Genomic DNA, 15,671 nt, shown 5'->3' with positions numbered 1-15,671 from the left:
TCAATTTTATTGTAGGTTTGTTTACCATACAATAAAAAATTCAAACTTATATAATTTTCAAAGAGCGAGCAATTCTATGAAAAATCAAGCTATTTTTTCATATCAACTTAACAGATTCTAATAATTAATTTGTAATATATAAATATTTTTAACAACAACTATCTTAAGTAGTTATTAACTATTTATTCTTTAGAATTTCTCCTACTATGTCAGGATCATTAGATATTAAAACATCTATTTCCATATCAATAAGCTTCTTATAATCCATAGGTTCTTTACCTAGCCACACATTTACTTCTATCCCTTCATTATGAATAGCTTTGACCTTTTCTTCTGTTAAATAGTATGCAGCTGGGTGGAAGCATTCCATTCCATATGCTTTAGTATATTTTCCTGGTTCAATCATCCAGCAATCTGATAAAAATCCACACTTAATCTCAGAATCTATTTTTTTCATTTTTATAATACTTTCATGATTAAATGATGAAATTATAACTTTTTTATCTAATCCATATTCAACTATTAATTCATATACTTTTTCCTCTAAGTCTTCATAATCATATACACTATTCTTAAGCTCAATATTTGAAATTATTTCCGTATCTTTAACAAGGTCAAAATATTCTCTTAGTAGTGGTATTTTTATGTATCCAAATTGTCCTGTAAATGAAGCTGAAAAATCATACTGTAATAACTCTTCATATGTAAAATCTTTTACACGGCCGCTTCCATTTGAAGTCCTGTCTATTGTTTCATCATGTATAATTACAATTTCTCCATCTTTAGTAAGTTGAACATCGAACTCCATTCCATCTACACCAACTTCAATAGCCTTTTCAAATGCTAATAAAGTATTCTCCGGATACTTACTACTGAAACCTCGATGTGCAAAATTTTTAGTCATAATACACCTCCGCACTTAAACCGTTTACATTTATTCTTATAATAAAAAAAGAAGAGTAGCAAAAGTAATTCTTAAAATTCTTCATCTTCCTAACTTTTTAAATATTTACCATATGAACTTAATTTATCATACCTCATATTCAACTTCAATATATTATTCCAATTTTAGCTATATTTAACCTAATTTTTACATGTTTTTCTCTAATTTATTCCTCTCTCATAAAATCTATTATTAAATTTTATAAATAAAGCCAGCGCTAGCTGGCTTTATTCCTTAATTATTAATTAATTTAGACTTCTTGATGCTACAACATCTACCCCTGTTCCTAGAATATCCTTTATTATTATATCTCCAACCTTTATAGGAGCTTTACAGATAACATCATTTATTACTTTTATAGCTTCAAAATTTAAACTTTTAGGTATAGCACCATTAGTTTTCACAGGTAAAACTGGTAGTCTAGCACCTTCTATTTTAACTGTTGAAGTTATTACTCTTACCGGATTAATAACTTCATTCAATCCATATACTTCTCCTCTTTTGCATGTATTACCTGTTACAGTTTTATTATCAGCATCTACAGTTAAGTGACATCCTAAAGGGCATGATATACATATTAATTCCTTTTTCATTATTACGCCTCCTCTAATGAAACTACTAAATCTTCAACTACATTTTCTAAAAGACTTTTCTTTAAAATAATCTTTTCCATTTCAGATGGAGCTAAATGCTTACGTTTAAATTCAGCCACTATATTTTCACCTGATCTTACTACTATTTTTTTATCATGATAAATATTATTTACTCTCATAAACATAGTAAGATTATCTTTCATTGAATCCGTACTTATCTTTTGAGGCACTGTGTAATTTATATTTTTACCATTGATAACTTTTAAATAACTACCTCTTTTTAACTCTCCTTTTATATATTCAGCAGCACATTTTCCAGCTCTATTGGCTTCTTCACTTACAAAATCAACTAAGTCATGAACATGAAGTACATTACCACAAGCAAATACTCCATCAATTGAAGTTTCCATAGATTCACTTACTATTAATCCATTAGTTCTTCTATCACCTTCTATACCAGCCTTTGATGAAAGTTCATTTTCTGGAATTAATCCAACAGATAATAGAAGTGTATCTACATCAAACTCTATTTCTGTTCCTTTAATTGGAGCTCTATTTTCATCTACTTTAGCTATAATAACCTTTTCTAATCTATCTTTACCTTTTATATCTACAACTGTATGAGATAAATATAACGGTATATCATAATCGTTTAAACATTGAACAATATTTCTGTTTAATCCATTTGAATATGGCATAAGTTCAACTACAGCTTTAACATTAGCTCCTTCAAGTGACATTCTTCTAGCCATTATTAGCCCAATATCACCTGAACCTAATATCAATACCTCTTTACCAGGCATATAGCCTTCCATATTTATATATCTTTGAGCAGCTCCTGCAGTTAATACTCCAGAAGGTCTATCCCCTGGTATTGCAATTGCACCTCTAGTTCTCTCTCTGCATCCCATTGCTAGTATTATAGCTTTTGCATTAAGAATCATATATCCATCTTCAGTATTTATAGCATGTACAGTTTTATCTTCCTCAATCTCTAAAACCATAGTATCAAGTTTAACTTCTATATTAGTACTCTTAACCATATCTATAAATCTTTCAGCATACTCTGGTCCAGTAAGCTCCTCTTTAAATGTATGAAGTCCAAATCCATTATGGATACATTGATTTAAAATACCACCTAATTCTTTATCTCTTTCTACTATTAATATTTTTTCTATACCTTCTTTATGAGCTTCATAAGCTGCAGCAAGTCCAGCTGGTCCTCCACCTATAACGATTAAATCATATTCCATATCTCCATACCTCCTACTTTGTTTTACCGTAAAGTATTACTGAATCAGATTTTTCTTGAACTATATCTTCCATTTTTATATCTAGCTCTCTTGAAATAATTTCTTGAACTCTTGGCCCGCAGAAGCCTCCTTGACATCTTCCCATCCCTGGTCTACATCTTCTCTTAACTCCATCAATAGAAATTTTTCCAAATCCCCTATGGATTGCATCTATAATTTCCCCTTCTGTTATACTTTCACATCTACAAATTATTCTTCCATATCTTGAATCTTTTTTAATTAATTCAGCCTTCTCTTCTTTTGATAATTCCATAAAGTAAACTTGTTCTCTCTTACCATTAAACTTTAAATTCTTCACTAAAGTTAATCCTGAATCTTTTAATATATTAACTACATCTTCAGCGATAGCCGGTGCTGAAGTTAATCCTGGAGATTTTATACCAGCTACATCTATAAAGCCTTTTACTTCTTTATCTTCACCTACTATAAAATCACCTGAATCCGATACAGCTCTAAGTCCTGCAAATGTTCTTATACAATCTCTAAAATTAATTTTGTCAGTTGTATTCATTGCTGATTTTTTTATATTAGCTAAACCTTCACTTGTTGTGTTTAATGCTTCTCTATCTTCTCCATCTACGGCATTAGGTCCAACTAATAGATTCCCATGAATAGTTGGAGTTACTAATACACCTTTTCCTAACTTTGATGGACATGGGAAGCAAGTATGACTAACTAAGTTGCCTTGGCTTTTATCCATAACATAATATTCACCTTTTCTTGGCGTAATCTTAAAGCTTTCTTTACAAATCATATTATGTATTCTATCGGAGTAAATACCAGCTGCATTTATTACATATTTAGCTTCTATTTTCTTACCATTTGTAGTTTCTATTACAAAGGTTTCATATTTATTAATTTTCGCTACTTCAGCATCTAAAATAATTTCGCCACCATTTTGAATACCATTTTCAACAAGAGCTATAGTATATTCAAATGGTCCTACTATCCCACCTGTAGGTGCTAGAAGTGCCCCTTTTATATCATGAGATAAGTTAGGCTCTATCTCCAATACCTCTTCTTTAGAAAGAACCTTTAGTCCTTTTACCCCTATTGTACTTCCATTTATATAAAGATTATTTATTGTCTCTAAATCCTCATCATTAAATGCTAATACTAGTGAGCCATTTCTCTTAAAAGGTACTGATAACTCCTTACATAAATCTTCAAACATTTCATTACCTTTTACATTGTATTTAGCCATTAATGTTCCTATTTTCGGGTCATAACCTGCGTGTATTATTGCTGAATTGGCCTTAGTCGTTCCCATAGAAACATCATTTTCTTTTTCTATTAAAATACTTTTTACATTATACTTGCTTAACTCTCTAAAAATTGATGCTCCCATCACTCCAGCACCTATTATTGCTACATCATACATATAACTCACTCCTCATACTCAAATAAAAAAAGCCAAGCCAAAAACAAGGATTACTAAAACCCTTAGCTTTTGTGCTTGACTCTGTTTCTCTTGCACTTATTCAATATATTTAAATTATAAACCTTTTAGAAATCACTGTCAATTATTCTTCTTCCCATTTTTTAGATCTATCAACAGCTTTTTTCCAACCCTTATACAACTTTCTTCTCATTTCATCATCAAAATTAGGCTCATAGCTTTCACTTACATAAAAATTCTTTGCAATCTCTTCTTTACTTTCCCAATAACCAACTGCAAGTCCTGCTAAATATGCAGCTCCTAATGCAGTCGTTTCAGTTATTATCGGTTTACTAACCTTAGCATCTATAATATCAGCTTGAAATTGCATTAATAAATTATTTTTGCTAGCTCCACCATCAACCTTTAAAGTTTTAAGCTTTAATCCTATATCTTCTTGCATAGCTTCTATTAAATCCTTAGATTGATATGCTATTGATTCTAATGCAGCTCTTATAATATGGTTTTTATTTGCACCTCTAGTTAACCCTAATATAGCACCTCTAGCATACATATCCCAATAAGGTGCTCCAAGTCCAACGAAAGCCGGAACTACATAAACACCACCATTATCATTAACCTTTTTAGCAAAATACTCTGAATCACTAGATTCTGATATTAAACACAGCTCATCTCTCAACCACTGAATTATTGCCCCTCCCATAAATACAGAACCTTCAAGTGCATATTGAATCTTATTATCTATTCCAATAGCTATAGTAGTAATAAGTCCATTTTTACTTTCAACCATCTCTTCACCAGTATTCATAAGTAAGAAGCATCCAGTTCCATAAGTATTTTTAGCATCTCCTTTGTTAAAGCATGCTTGCCCAAACAAAGCCGCTTGTTGATCACCAGCTATACCAGCAATAGGAACTTTAATATCTTTTTTACTTCCTCCTAAATTAGCATATCCATAAACTTCTGATGAATTTCTAACCTCTGGTAACATACTCATAGGTATTTCTAATCTTTTAGCTATTTTCTCATCCCATTTTAATTCTTTAATATTATATAACATTGTCCTAGATGCATTTGTATAATCAGTTACGTGAACTTCTCCATTAGTAAGCTTCCAAAGTAACCAAGTATCTACAGTACCAAATAAAAGCTTTCCTGCTTCAGCTTTTTCTCTTGCACCTTCTATGTTGTCTAATATCCATTTTATCTTAGTCGCTGAAAAATATGCATCTATAACTAAACCTGTATTTTCTTTAATATATTTATCTAAGCCTTCAGACTTTAACTCTTCACAAATTTTTGCAGTTCTTCTACATTGCCATACTATAGCATTATATATAGGCTCTCCCGTTTCCTTATCCCAAACTATAGTAGTTTCTCTTTGATTTGTTATTCCTATAGCAGCAATTTGTTCTGGCTTTATATTTGTCTTAGCCATAACTTCTTGTAATACTCCATATTGTGATGACCATATCTCCATAGGATTATGCTCAACCCACCCTTCCTTAGGGTATATTTGAGTAAACTCCTTTTGAGCTATACCATATATATTTTGTTCTTTATCAAATATAATTGCCCTTGAACTTGTTGTTCCTTGATCTAAAGCTACAATATACTTTTTCATTTCTCAATCTCCCTACATTCCCCATATTTCTGTTTTACTTGTTGATACGCAAGTTGCTCCTGAATTTAAGGCTAATATAACATCTTCTTTAGTATCTATTAATCCTCCTGAAACTACTGGCTTTCTTGTAAATGTCGAGATATCTTTAACTACTTTAGGTATTACTCCTGGTAATATCTCAATTGCATCACACTCTGAAATAACATGATTTTTGCTATTATTAAGAGATATCGTGTCAAAAACAAAGAAACGTTGAATTGCTACTAATCCATAATTCTTTGCTTGTTTTATTAAATTCCCCTTAGTGCTTATAATTCCATCAAAACTTGTCTCATTCTTAATAAACTTAATTGATATTTCTTTATTGCTTAACCCTTCAACTAAATCTATATGAATTATTCCTATTTTATCTTTTCCCTTTATTTTTTCACTTAATTCTTTTATAGAAATAATATCACCAAATAAAACAAATATTATATCAATATCTGTTTCAATAGCCTCTTCAAGTGATTTCATATCTTTTACTGCTGCTATTACTGGATTACCTTCTAAAACCTTTTTCATTTCAATCATATATTCTCTTCCTTCTCGCTAGTTAAACATTTACATCTTGTTATATACTAACCTCAAATCTTTATATTTTAAATTATAGCCATATATTACATATAACGTCAATGGCTTATCTCTACGATATAAGTGATACTTTTTTAACAATAATTTTATATAAAATATCTAATTTTTAATATTTTCATATAGTTGTTTTAAGTTTTATATTATATACTTAAAAATATAAAATTTTTAAAGGAGTATGCAATTGTTGCATTTTAATATTATGGACAGAAAAATTGTATTTTTTGATATAGACGGAACACTTATTGATGAGCATACGCTTATAATTCCTGAAAGCGCTAAAAAAGCCTTAAAAGAAATGAGATCTAATGGACATCTAGCCTTTATTAATACCGGAAGAACAGCTTGTCAAATTGAATCTCTAAAAAGTAAACTTGAATTTGATGGATTTATTTGTGGATGCGGAACTTATGTTGAATATGAAGATAAAGTTTTACTTCACAAATCTCTTGGGAATGAATTAACTTCTAAATTAGTTAAGGCACTAAAAAAGTATCATATAGATGGTGTTTTAGAAAGTATCGATGGTGTTTATTATGATAATATAGAAGCAATAAGACACCCTGAAGTTTTTAAGGTTCTCAATATTCATAAATCTGAAGGTTCTTATTCGGGTAAGACTTGGTATGAAGATGGGCTAAACGTAGATAAACTTGTAATCTTCTTAAATAATGATAGTGATTTTGATGGATTCTTTAATGAATTTAAAGATGTTTTTGATTTTATTAAAAGAGCTGATGATTTCTATGAATTAGTACCGATTAATTACTCAAAAGCTACTGGAATACAATTTATTATAGAACATTTAGGTATTCCATTTGAAAATACGTACGCTATAGGTGATAGCGCTAATGATTTAACAATGCTTAAATATGTAAACAACAGTATAGCTATGGGAAACTCTAATCCAATATTATTTGATCTTGTTAAATTTGTTACTAAAGATATAAATGATGATGGTATAGAATATGCATTAAAACATTATGAAATGATTTAACTAAAAAAAGTGCGTACTAAGTACGCAAGTGAAAAGTCGGCTACGCCGAAATGAAAAAGCTACTTTGTAGCTGTGAAAAGTCAACTCTGTTGAGATGAAAATGCTATGAAGTAGCAGGGGAAAGTTAATTTAGTTAAGGTGAAAATGCTACTTGTGTAGCAGAGAAAGTGTAACAGATAGATAATTTTCACTATTGCCATAGGCAATCATTTCCCTGTCACGTCAGTGACATTTTCCCTTCAGCTTCAGCTGACTTTTCCCCAAAGTGCTTCGCACTTTATTTAATTAGTTTTTCTATATTAAGTAACTTTTCAGAATCAACCTTCATAGCACCGATATAATATTCTACGCCTTTACTTACAGCGGCAAAATCTCCATGGCCATCTGATCCGCAAGTTATTATCATATCATTATCTTTACAGAATTCTATACAAGTTTCTGTCATTAGTTCACTGTTAGCTGGATAGTAACTTTCTATTCCATCAATCCCCATAGATTTAAATTTATTTAATTTTTCTATTATTTCTTCTTTACTCTTTTCTTTATAATAATTACAAGGATGAGCTAACACTGCATATCCACCTGCCTTATGAACAACACTACAAGCTTCTTCTACTGTAGGAAAATCAAATTGTTCATGTCCACAATTGTATTCTCTATAGTATTTCATTCCATCAAATAAGCCTTCTGTTATTTTCTTATCATATAAATAGTGAATTCCATCCCATCCACCTTTTCTTTTATCATGTTTATATCTAGTAAATTCATCGTAAGATATATCTTCATAATCCTTTTCCATTCTTCTAATAAGCTCAAAACTTGTTTCTAAAAGGGCATTTTGTGCTTTATCTACAAGTCTTATCATTTCATCATTATTATCAAATTTATAGCATGTTACATGTACTACTATATCTTCAAACTTACAATCTAATTCTACTCCTCTTATTAACGTAACACCTAATTCATCAGCTGCTTCCTTAGCTTCCTTATATGAACCAATCTCATCATGATCTGTTATAGCTATCACTTCTATATTTTTTCTTTTTGCTTCTTCAATTATTTCTCTTGGAGACATTGTTCCATCAGAATAATATGAATGCGTATGTAAATCAACTAACATATTTTCCTCCTAAGGTTTTATTTCTATTTGCATTTTATATTTTTTATAATATATTGTCTATAATTAATGTCCTATCCCTAAATATTAAATACTCTTTAATATACTTTAATTAAATGTTTACATAACCCTTTAGCTCGTATTTTGATACTTTTTAGTAGATTTATTGTTTTCTTTCCTATTGATTTAGGGTATAATAACCAGTAGGAGAAACGTAAATGTAATAGTTTTTAAATTATTACATATTTTATATTATTCTCTATAACTTAAATTGAAATATACGGAGGTATTACCATGTTAGTTTCAGCTAAAGAAATGCTAAACAAAGCAAGAGAAGGAAAATACGCTGTTGGTCAATTCAACATCAACAACTTAGAATGGACAAAAGCTATTTTACTTACAGCTCAAGAAAATAATTCACCAGTAATCTTAGGAGTATCTGAAGGTGCTGGAAAATACATGTGTGGTTACAAAACAATAGTTGGTATGGTTAACGGAATGTTAGAAGAATTAAACATCACTGTACCAGTTGCTTTACACTTAGACCACGGTAGCTACGAAGGATGCTATGCAGCAATGAATGCTGGATTCTCTTCAGTTATGTTCGATGGTTCTCACTATTCAATCGAAGAAAACATAGCTAAAACATCTGAATTAGTTAAGGCTACTGCAGAAAAAGGATTATCTTTAGAAGCAGAAGTTGGATCAATCGGTGGAGAAGAAGACGGAGTTGTTGGTAAAGGTGAAGTTGCTGATGCTCAAGAATGTAAATCAATCGCTGATTTAGGAGTTACTATGTTAGCTGCTGGTATCGGAAACATCCACGGAAAATACCCATCAAACTGGCAAGGACTTGCTTTCGACGCTTTAGAAGAAATCAACAACGCTTGCGGAAACATGCCATTAGTATTACACGGTGGTACTGGTATTCCAGAAGAAATGATAAAGAAAGCTATATCTTTAGGAGTTTCTAAAATCAACGTTAACACTGAATGTCAATTAGCATTCCAAGAAGCTACAAGAGCTTACGTTGAAGCTGGAAAAGATAAAGAAGGAAAAGGATTTGACCCAAGAAAATTATTAAATCCTGGATTCGAAGCTATAAAAGCTACAGTTAAAGAAAAGATGGAACTTTTCGGATCAGTTAACAAAGCTTAATACATTTTATATAAAAATAAAGTGAAGTAAATTAATACTTCACTTTATTTTATTACTTTTTTAATTATCGCTTAAACCTATATCCTATTTCGCTTATCTTATATATCTCTTCGCTATTCAAAGATGCTATTTCTCTAATTAAATATTCTTTAATTAGATTTTTAAATCCATCTATTTCAACTCTTTTCAAAGCTACTTTCTTACTAATTTCAAAAATATTAATAGCTAACAGTATGGCTTCCACTCTTTGCTCTTTTCTATCATAAAGCGCTGTACATGCTAATATTAATCCTGTTAAGATATCTTCAAATTCTTTATCATCTAATAAATTTTCCTCAATGCTAACTGTAAATTCACTATATCCATCTGTAATCCAATAATTCGTATCTTTTATTATTAATATAGTATTATTCTTTCTTGAAAAATCTCTATATTTATCATCCTGTGAACTTAAATAATACTTTTGTCCATCAATCAAAGAAATTACCTCTTCTTTAGTACCTTTTACAATATCGATATCATATCTATTTATAAAGCTTAATATTAAATCTCGATTATCTCTAGATTTATTAATTCCACATAAATCTAAAATTATTTCTTTGCTCTTTTTAGATGATATTAGATATTCTTCTATTTCTATTAAATTCTCACTCTCTAAATGTTCTAAATTTATTAATAATCCATCTATATTAACTTCATCATTTTCTGTTATTTCATATATTAACTTAATGTTATTATTATAGCTTTCTATAGTTTCTCTTATATCATTTATCCTATCTTTGCTAACAATGCATTGTATCACTAGCTCCTTAAACATTCGTAAATTAAAAGCATTAGTAATAGTTTCACTGCTTAGTTTCATTATTTAGTCCTCACCTTATTATCTAGAGTGCAAATCGCCTACTACATCGTATTCGACAAAAAGTTCTTTTGTTCGCTTTTTTAAATGAAATATGGCTTCACTAGGTACTAAAGTGTAAATCTTTTTATTTGAAAATAATAAGTTAATGTTGATAATATATTTTGCTATTAAATATAAATATAGCCTATGGTATATATAAATCAAAACTACCATAGGCTATTTATATTCTTTTATATTAACTTATTCTTCTCCAAAAACTTTCTTTCTTAATTCAAGCCCTGCTTTAGTAATAGCAACTCCCCCCATAGCTGTCTCTCTTAATTCAGATGGAAGACTCTTTCCTACTTTATACATAGCTGAAACTGTATCATCAAAAGGTATTTTTGAATCCACTCCAGCCATAACCATATCTGCAGTACATAATGCACTTATAGCTCCTGCTGCATTTCTTTTTGCACATGGAATTTCTACAAGTCCAGCAACTGGGTCACATACAAGTCCCAATACATTTTTTAAAACTATTGCTCCTGCATCTAAACTCATCTTAGGAGTACCACCCATCATTTCAACAACTGCTGCTGATCCCATAGCTGCTGCTGAACCACACTCAGCCTGACAACCCCCTTCAGCTCCTGCCAAAGTAGCATTCATTCCTATAATCATTCCGACAGCTGCTGCAGCAAATAATCCTTCAATAAGCTCTTCATCAGTTTTTTCAAGTTTCTCACCAGCTGAAAGAATTACTGCTGGTAAAATACCACATGAACCAGCTGTAGGACAAGCTACAATTCGTCCCATAGCTGCATTTACTTCTGATGAAGATAACGCCATAGCCATAGCTCTTACAGTAACATCTCCAGTTAATGTATTTCCTTTTCTTAAGTACTTATTTATCTTATATCCGTCTCCACCTATAAGTCCACTTACAGAATATATTTTCTTTTCTCTACCTTCATTAGCGCCTTCTCTCATTACCTCAAGATTTTTCGCCATTTTTTCAAATACTTGTTCTCTAGTAAGACCTTTATCTTCCATTTCTAATCTTATTGCATATTCACTTAATGATATATTTTCTTCTTCGCAAATCTTTAAAAGTTCTTCGCCTGATCTTGCTACTATCATTTTTATTCACCGCCCTTAATTGGATTGATTCTAATTACTTTATTAATAGATTCCATTATTTTAATTTCTTCTATAATCTCATCAGTAACTTCATTATCAACCTCAAATACCATTGTTGCTTCTTTGCCTTTTTGACTTCTAAAAACTTTCATAAAGGCAATATTTATAGCATGATCGTAAAGTAATTTTGTTACATTAGATACTACTCCCGGTACATCTACATGAGATATTATTATAGTTGGATAAGCACCTGTAAATTCAACTTTTTCGCCATTTACCTCGGATACTTCTATACTTCCTCCTCCTATAGATGATCCTACCATTTCGTATTGTTTTCCTTCTTTACCTGTTATTAAAAATTTAACTGTATTAGGATGTGATTCTCCTAAATCTGTTTCTTTAAACCTTATATCTATACCTTGCTCTCTTGCAATATTTAATGAATCTCTCAATCTTAAATCACTTGGTTCCATGCCTAATATTCCAGCAACTAAGGCTCTATCAGTTCCATGTCCCTTATAAGTCTTACCGAAAGATCCATGTAATAGAAATGTTACTTCTTTAATATCAGCATCTGCAATAGATCTAGCTACTTTTCCAAGTCTTGCAGATCCTGCAGTATGTGATGATGATGGTCCAACCATTATTGGTCCAAGTATATCAAATACACCAACTGTTTTCATATCTCTTCTCTCCTTATCTATAGTTCTTTTTATACCATAATCCCATTGTTTAATATTCTTTATCTTACATTAACAAAATTTTCTTATTTATGCTAGTATTATTTTATTAGTAATAAAAAGTAAATTAATATTTATAAAAAATACTTCCTCCAATAAACTCCCTTAATATTGAATTCTGTGGCACTAAATCATAGTCAATCTCTTTAAAAAATCCTAAAAAAGATTTTAACCTTTTTGCCTCATTATATATAGTATTATCTTCATCTATCTTATTTAATTCCTCTAATGCAGCTTTTTTAAGAACACATAACTCATATACTAAAGTGGAATTAAACATAACATCGGCTTCTTCTTGATAAACAAATATATTTTTTTGCTCACCTCTTTTTATCTTAGGCCACATCTTTAACGTATCTTCAGCTTCATGCCCCCTTGATAAATGATCTCTAACTATTCTTCGTATTCTTCTCACATCTGTAGTTGATATTCTATTATGATTATCTAAATTTAATTGTGTTAATGCAGAAATATAAATCTTAAATTTATACTTATCATCAATTTCAGAAGTTAAAATAGGATTTAATCCATGTATTCCTTCAATTATCACTACCCCATTTTGAGGTAACTTTATTTTATTTCCTATCCATTCTCTCTTTCCTGTTAAAAAATTAAATGTTGGAAGTTCTACTTCATTACCTTTTAAAATTTCTCTTAGTTGTTCATTAAATAATTTTATATCTACAGATTGAATTGTTTCAAAATCATATTCTCCATCTTCATCGATAGGCGTATCTTCTCTATTGACAAAATAATCATCTAAAGATATCGGAATTGGAATAAGTCCATTTACTCTTAATTGTATCGCCAATCTATTGGCAAATGTGGTTTTACCTGAAGAGCTAGGTCCTGCTATTAATACTATTCTAGTATCTCTTCTATTAAATATTTTATCAGCAATTTCTGCTATCTTCTTTTCATGAAGCGCCTCAGAAGTCATTATTAAACTTGCTAAATCTCCATTTATTATTTTTTCATTTAAAGAACCTACTTCTCCTACACCTAAAATATTTAACCATCTTTCTGTTTCCATAAAAATACTTGCTAATTTTTTCTGTTCTTTGAATTTAACTAAAGTATTTATATCTTCCTCTAAGGGATATCTTAAAATAAATCCTGGGTCATAGTACATAACATCAAAGGCTTTAATAACTCCAGTACTTTGTGCCATGTATCCATAGAAATAGTCATATCTTCCATCAAGTTCATATAAACTTACAGATTCAAAATTTACTTGCTCCAATAAAAGCACCTTATCATCCATCCCATAAGATTTAAATATATCTATAGCTTTTTCTCTTTTAACTTTAACCTTATTTATTGGAATATTTTTGTTTACTATTTCTTTCATTCTATTTTTTATTTTATTTATATCTTCTTCATCTAGAGGAGTTATCTTATGAATCTCTCCAAATATTCCTTTATCTATACTGTGTTGTATAACTATCTTTGCATCTTTAAATAAATCTAATGTTGCCTTAATAAAAACATATTGCAACGTCCTTGCATATACCTTCATTCCATCAACACTAGTAAAAGGTATCATAGTTAACTTGCCACAACATGGTACATTTTCACCCAATTCATAATATTTGTTATTTAATTTACATATAGCTATATCCAACACTTTACCATTATAGTATTTACCAACTAAATCTATAAACTTAGTTCCTTCTTTACAGTTTACATATTGTTCTTGCCCTATTTGTATTTTGTATTCATTCATAATATTCCTCCTTCCTCTTTTCTATATCTATAATCTTGCCATTCTATACTTTTATTATATACTTTATGATTTATTATTCTATTAATTTATAATTTTTTTGCTTACTTTAACCATATTTTTTAGAATAAAATACTTCTTTTTACTAATAATACATAAATAGAGGTGGTGATTAAATGTTTATTGTATTAATTAGAACTATCTTTTTATATGCGTTAGTAATACTGGTGATGAGACTAATGGGAAAAAGACAAATTGGAGAACTTCAGCCTTACGAATTTGTAATAACAATAATGATATCAGATTTAGCAGCTTTACCAATGCAAGACACGAGATTACCATTAATCTTAGGAATTATACCTATTGTAACATTACTATTTATTAAGACTGTATTAACTCAGCTTCAATTAAAAAGTCAAGCTGCAAGAAAATTTCTTGAAGGTGAACCAAGTATACTAATTTGTAAAGGTAAGATAAATTTTAAAGCTTTGAAAAGTCAACAGATTAACTTAGACGAACTTATGGAAGAGTTACGATTAGCTGGCTATTTTGATTTAAATGAAATCGAATATGGGATATTAGAGAATAATGGGCAAATGTCTTTTTTAACTTATGACGCTTCCTCAGAATCTAGTTCATCTAAAGAAAACCAATCGCAATCTAGTAGCTCATCTGGTGATTCTAGTCAAAATAGTTCTTCTAAGGCAAATTCTTCTAGTTCACCACCTGCTAATAGCGGAACTTCTACTATTAATATTCAAGGAAGTAATAGTCCAAATAAAACTACTAGTAGTTCTTCCAATCAAAGACCTCGTCTTCCAGTTATTTATGTGTTAGATGGCCACGTAAATAAGAATTCTTTAACTACTAGTGGTAAAAATAAATATTGGATAGAGGCTGAATTAAAAAAACATGGAATAAATTCTATAAAGGATGTACTTCTATATATGACAGATACTAATGGTAAAATTATATGCCAACTGTATGATGACTATGAAAAGGGGTGTTTTAAATAAAAAATTCATTAATTTCAATTTCACTTTTCTTAGCCTTAATTATTTTTTTGTTTTATGCTGATTTTAAATTTAAAAGTCTTTGTACTGATATAGTTAACATCTGTGATGAAATGGAAGAGTCAATAAAAACTGATAATGTAGAAGTAAGTTTTGAAAAAGCAATGGATTTATTTGATATGATTCAAGATAGAGGTGCTATAGCCGCTATATACATAAACCATATGGATTATGATGTTATGTTAAATGAAGCTTTAAAGCTTTCAGTATACCTTGAAAATGATGATATAAGCGAAAGTGAAGCTTCTCTTCATTTATTAAAATATAGTACTAAACACATGAAAGAACTACAGGTTCCAAATATTGAGAATATCTTCTAATTTTAAAACTATCAAAAAATATATTTATGCACTACTTAATAGTTTTTATATATAAAT

Annotated in this window: 15 protein-coding genes; 4 read left to right on the top strand and 11 right to left on the bottom strand. The window is 29.9% G+C overall.

The features are described from left to right. Positions 1-178: 178 nt before the first annotated feature. From H8S10_RS12955 to H8S10_RS12930, 6 genes are all read right to left on the bottom strand, one after another. Entirely contained in the window at positions 179-904 is a 726-nt protein-coding gene (locus H8S10_RS12955; protein ID WP_186839164.1) for a glycerophosphodiester phosphodiesterase, read from the bottom strand. Positions 905-1,188: 284 nt separating this feature from the next. Further along, positions 1,189-1,536 (bottom strand): DUF1667 domain-containing protein, encoded by a 348-nt coding sequence (locus tag H8S10_RS12950; RefSeq protein ID WP_055264522.1) that lies wholly within the window; start codon positions 1,534-1,536, stop codon positions 1,189-1,191. 2 nt (positions 1,537-1,538) lie between these two features. Next, positions 1,539-2,789 carry an FAD-dependent oxidoreductase gene (locus H8S10_RS12945; protein ID WP_055264523.1) on the bottom strand — a complete coding sequence of 417 codons (1,251 nt, stop codon included), beginning with the start codon at positions 2,787-2,789 and terminating at the stop codon, positions 1,539-1,541. A 13-nt stretch (positions 2,790-2,802) separates the two neighbouring features. Further along, positions 2,803-4,230: an NAD(P)/FAD-dependent oxidoreductase gene (locus H8S10_RS12940; RefSeq protein WP_186839163.1), complete on the bottom strand. Its 1,428-nt coding sequence runs from the start codon at positions 4,228-4,230 to the stop codon at positions 2,803-2,805. A gap of 142 nt (positions 4,231-4,372) precedes the next feature. Beyond that, positions 4,373-5,872 carry a glycerol kinase GlpK gene (gene glpK / locus H8S10_RS12935; RefSeq protein WP_186839162.1) on the bottom strand — a complete coding sequence of 500 codons (1,500 nt, stop codon included), beginning with the start codon at positions 5,870-5,872 and terminating at the stop codon, positions 4,373-4,375. 12 nt (positions 5,873-5,884) lie between these two features. Further along, a complete protein-coding gene (locus H8S10_RS12930; protein ID WP_186839161.1) occupies positions 5,885-6,445 on the bottom strand; it encodes a glycerol-3-phosphate responsive antiterminator in 561 nt (186 codons plus the stop codon). Positions 6,446-6,704: 259 nt separating this feature from the next. Between H8S10_RS12930 and H8S10_RS12925 the strand changes: the two genes are divergently transcribed. Beyond that, complete coding sequence (locus H8S10_RS12925; RefSeq protein ID WP_186839170.1) at positions 6,705-7,499, top strand: HAD family hydrolase; 795 nt, start codon at positions 6,705-6,707, stop codon at positions 7,497-7,499. Positions 7,500-7,776: 277 nt separating this feature from the next. Here H8S10_RS12925 and H8S10_RS12920 read toward each other — a convergent pair whose 3' ends face one another. Further along, on the bottom strand, positions 7,777-8,619 hold the full coding sequence (locus tag H8S10_RS12920; RefSeq protein WP_186839160.1) for a PHP domain-containing protein: 843 nt from the start codon (positions 8,617-8,619) through the stop codon (positions 7,777-7,779). 291 nt (positions 8,620-8,910) lie between these two features. Here H8S10_RS12920 and fba point away from each other — a divergent pair, with 291 nt between their 5' ends. Continuing rightward, the gene (gene fba, locus H8S10_RS12915; protein ID WP_055264528.1) at positions 8,911-9,774 is read left to right on the top strand and encodes a class II fructose-1,6-bisphosphate aldolase; all 864 of its coding nucleotides are present in this window, start codon (positions 8,911-8,913) and stop codon (positions 9,772-9,774) included. A 64-nt stretch (positions 9,775-9,838) separates the two neighbouring features. Here the strand turns inward: fba and H8S10_RS12910 are convergent, their stop codons facing one another. From H8S10_RS12910 to H8S10_RS12895, 4 genes are all read right to left on the bottom strand, one after another. Then, on the bottom strand, positions 9,839-10,636 hold the full coding sequence (locus tag H8S10_RS12910; protein ID WP_055264529.1) for a hypothetical protein: 798 nt from the start codon (positions 10,634-10,636) through the stop codon (positions 9,839-9,841). 240 nt (positions 10,637-10,876) lie between these two features. Beyond that, positions 10,877-11,755, bottom strand: a complete 879-nt coding sequence (sdaAA, locus tag H8S10_RS12905) for an L-serine ammonia-lyase, iron-sulfur-dependent, subunit alpha (protein ID WP_186839169.1) — start codon at positions 11,753-11,755, stop codon at positions 10,877-10,879. 5 nt (positions 11,756-11,760) lie between these two features. Beyond that, positions 11,761-12,441, bottom strand: a complete 681-nt coding sequence (gene sdaAB, locus H8S10_RS12900) for an L-serine ammonia-lyase, iron-sulfur-dependent subunit beta (protein WP_186839159.1) — start codon at positions 12,439-12,441, stop codon at positions 11,761-11,763. 124 nt (positions 12,442-12,565) lie between these two features. Then, positions 12,566-14,224, bottom strand: coding sequence for a nucleoside kinase (locus H8S10_RS12895; protein WP_055264531.1), 1,659 nt, complete (start codon positions 14,222-14,224; stop codon positions 12,566-12,568). A 173-nt stretch (positions 14,225-14,397) separates the two neighbouring features. Here H8S10_RS12895 and H8S10_RS18185 point away from each other — a divergent pair, with 173 nt between their 5' ends. Continuing rightward, positions 14,398-15,237: a DUF421 domain-containing protein gene (locus tag H8S10_RS18185; protein ID WP_186839158.1), complete on the top strand. Its 840-nt coding sequence runs from the start codon at positions 14,398-14,400 to the stop codon at positions 15,235-15,237. A gap of 47 nt (positions 15,238-15,284) precedes the next feature. Next, positions 15,285-15,614, top strand: a complete 330-nt coding sequence (locus H8S10_RS12885) for a DUF4363 family protein (RefSeq protein WP_172675742.1) — start codon at positions 15,285-15,287, stop codon at positions 15,612-15,614. The last annotated feature ends 57 nt before the right edge of the window (positions 15,615-15,671 follow it).

This window comes from Clostridium sp. NSJ-49, from assembly GCF_014287725.1.
In the GTDB taxonomy this organism is placed as follows: domain Bacteria; phylum Bacillota; class Clostridia; order Clostridiales; family Clostridiaceae; genus Clostridium; species Clostridium disporicum_B.
This window is presented reverse-complemented; position numbering and strand designations above follow the sequence as displayed.

Bases quoted from the DNA above. Each gene is read 5' to 3' on its own strand.
- H8S10_RS12945 (WP_055264523.1), bottom strand. From the start codon at position 2,789: ATGGAATATGATTTAATCGTTATAGGTGGAGGACCAGCTGGACTTGCT.
- glpK (WP_186839162.1), bottom strand. From the start codon at position 5,872: ATGAAAAAGTATATTGTAGCTTTAGATCAAGGAACAACAAGTTCAAGG.
- H8S10_RS12930 (WP_186839161.1), bottom strand. From the start codon at position 6,445: ATGATTGAAATGAAAAAGGTTTTAGAAGGTAATCCAGTAATAGCAGCA.
- sdaAB (WP_186839159.1), bottom strand. From the start codon at position 12,441: ATGAAAACAGTTGGTGTATTTGATATACTTGGACCAATAATGGTTGGA.
- H8S10_RS12925 (WP_186839170.1), top strand. From the start codon at position 6,705: ATGGACAGAAAAATTGTATTTTTTGATATAGACGGAACACTTATTGAT.
- H8S10_RS12940 (WP_186839163.1), bottom strand. From the start codon at position 4,230: ATGTATGATGTAGCAATAATAGGTGCTGGAGTGATGGGAGCATCAATT.
- H8S10_RS12910 (WP_055264529.1), bottom strand. From the start codon at position 10,636: ATGAAACTAAGCAGTGAAACTATTACTAATGCTTTTAATTTACGAATG.
- H8S10_RS12895 (WP_055264531.1), bottom strand. From the start codon at position 14,224: ATGAATGAATACAAAATACAAATAGGGCAAGAACAATATGTAAACTGT.
- H8S10_RS12950 (WP_055264522.1), bottom strand. From the start codon at position 1,536: ATGAAAAAGGAATTAATATGTATATCATGCCCTTTAGGATGTCACTTA.
- H8S10_RS12920 (WP_186839160.1), bottom strand. From the start codon at position 8,619: ATGTTAGTTGATTTACATACGCATTCATATTATTCTGATGGAACAATG.
- H8S10_RS12955 (WP_186839164.1), bottom strand. From the start codon at position 904: ATGACTAAAAATTTTGCACATCGAGGTTTCAGTAGTAAGTATCCGGAG.
- H8S10_RS18185 (WP_186839158.1), top strand. From the start codon at position 14,398: ATGTTTATTGTATTAATTAGAACTATCTTTTTATATGCGTTAGTAATA.
- fba (WP_055264528.1), top strand. From the start codon at position 8,911: ATGTTAGTTTCAGCTAAAGAAATGCTAAACAAAGCAAGAGAAGGAAAA.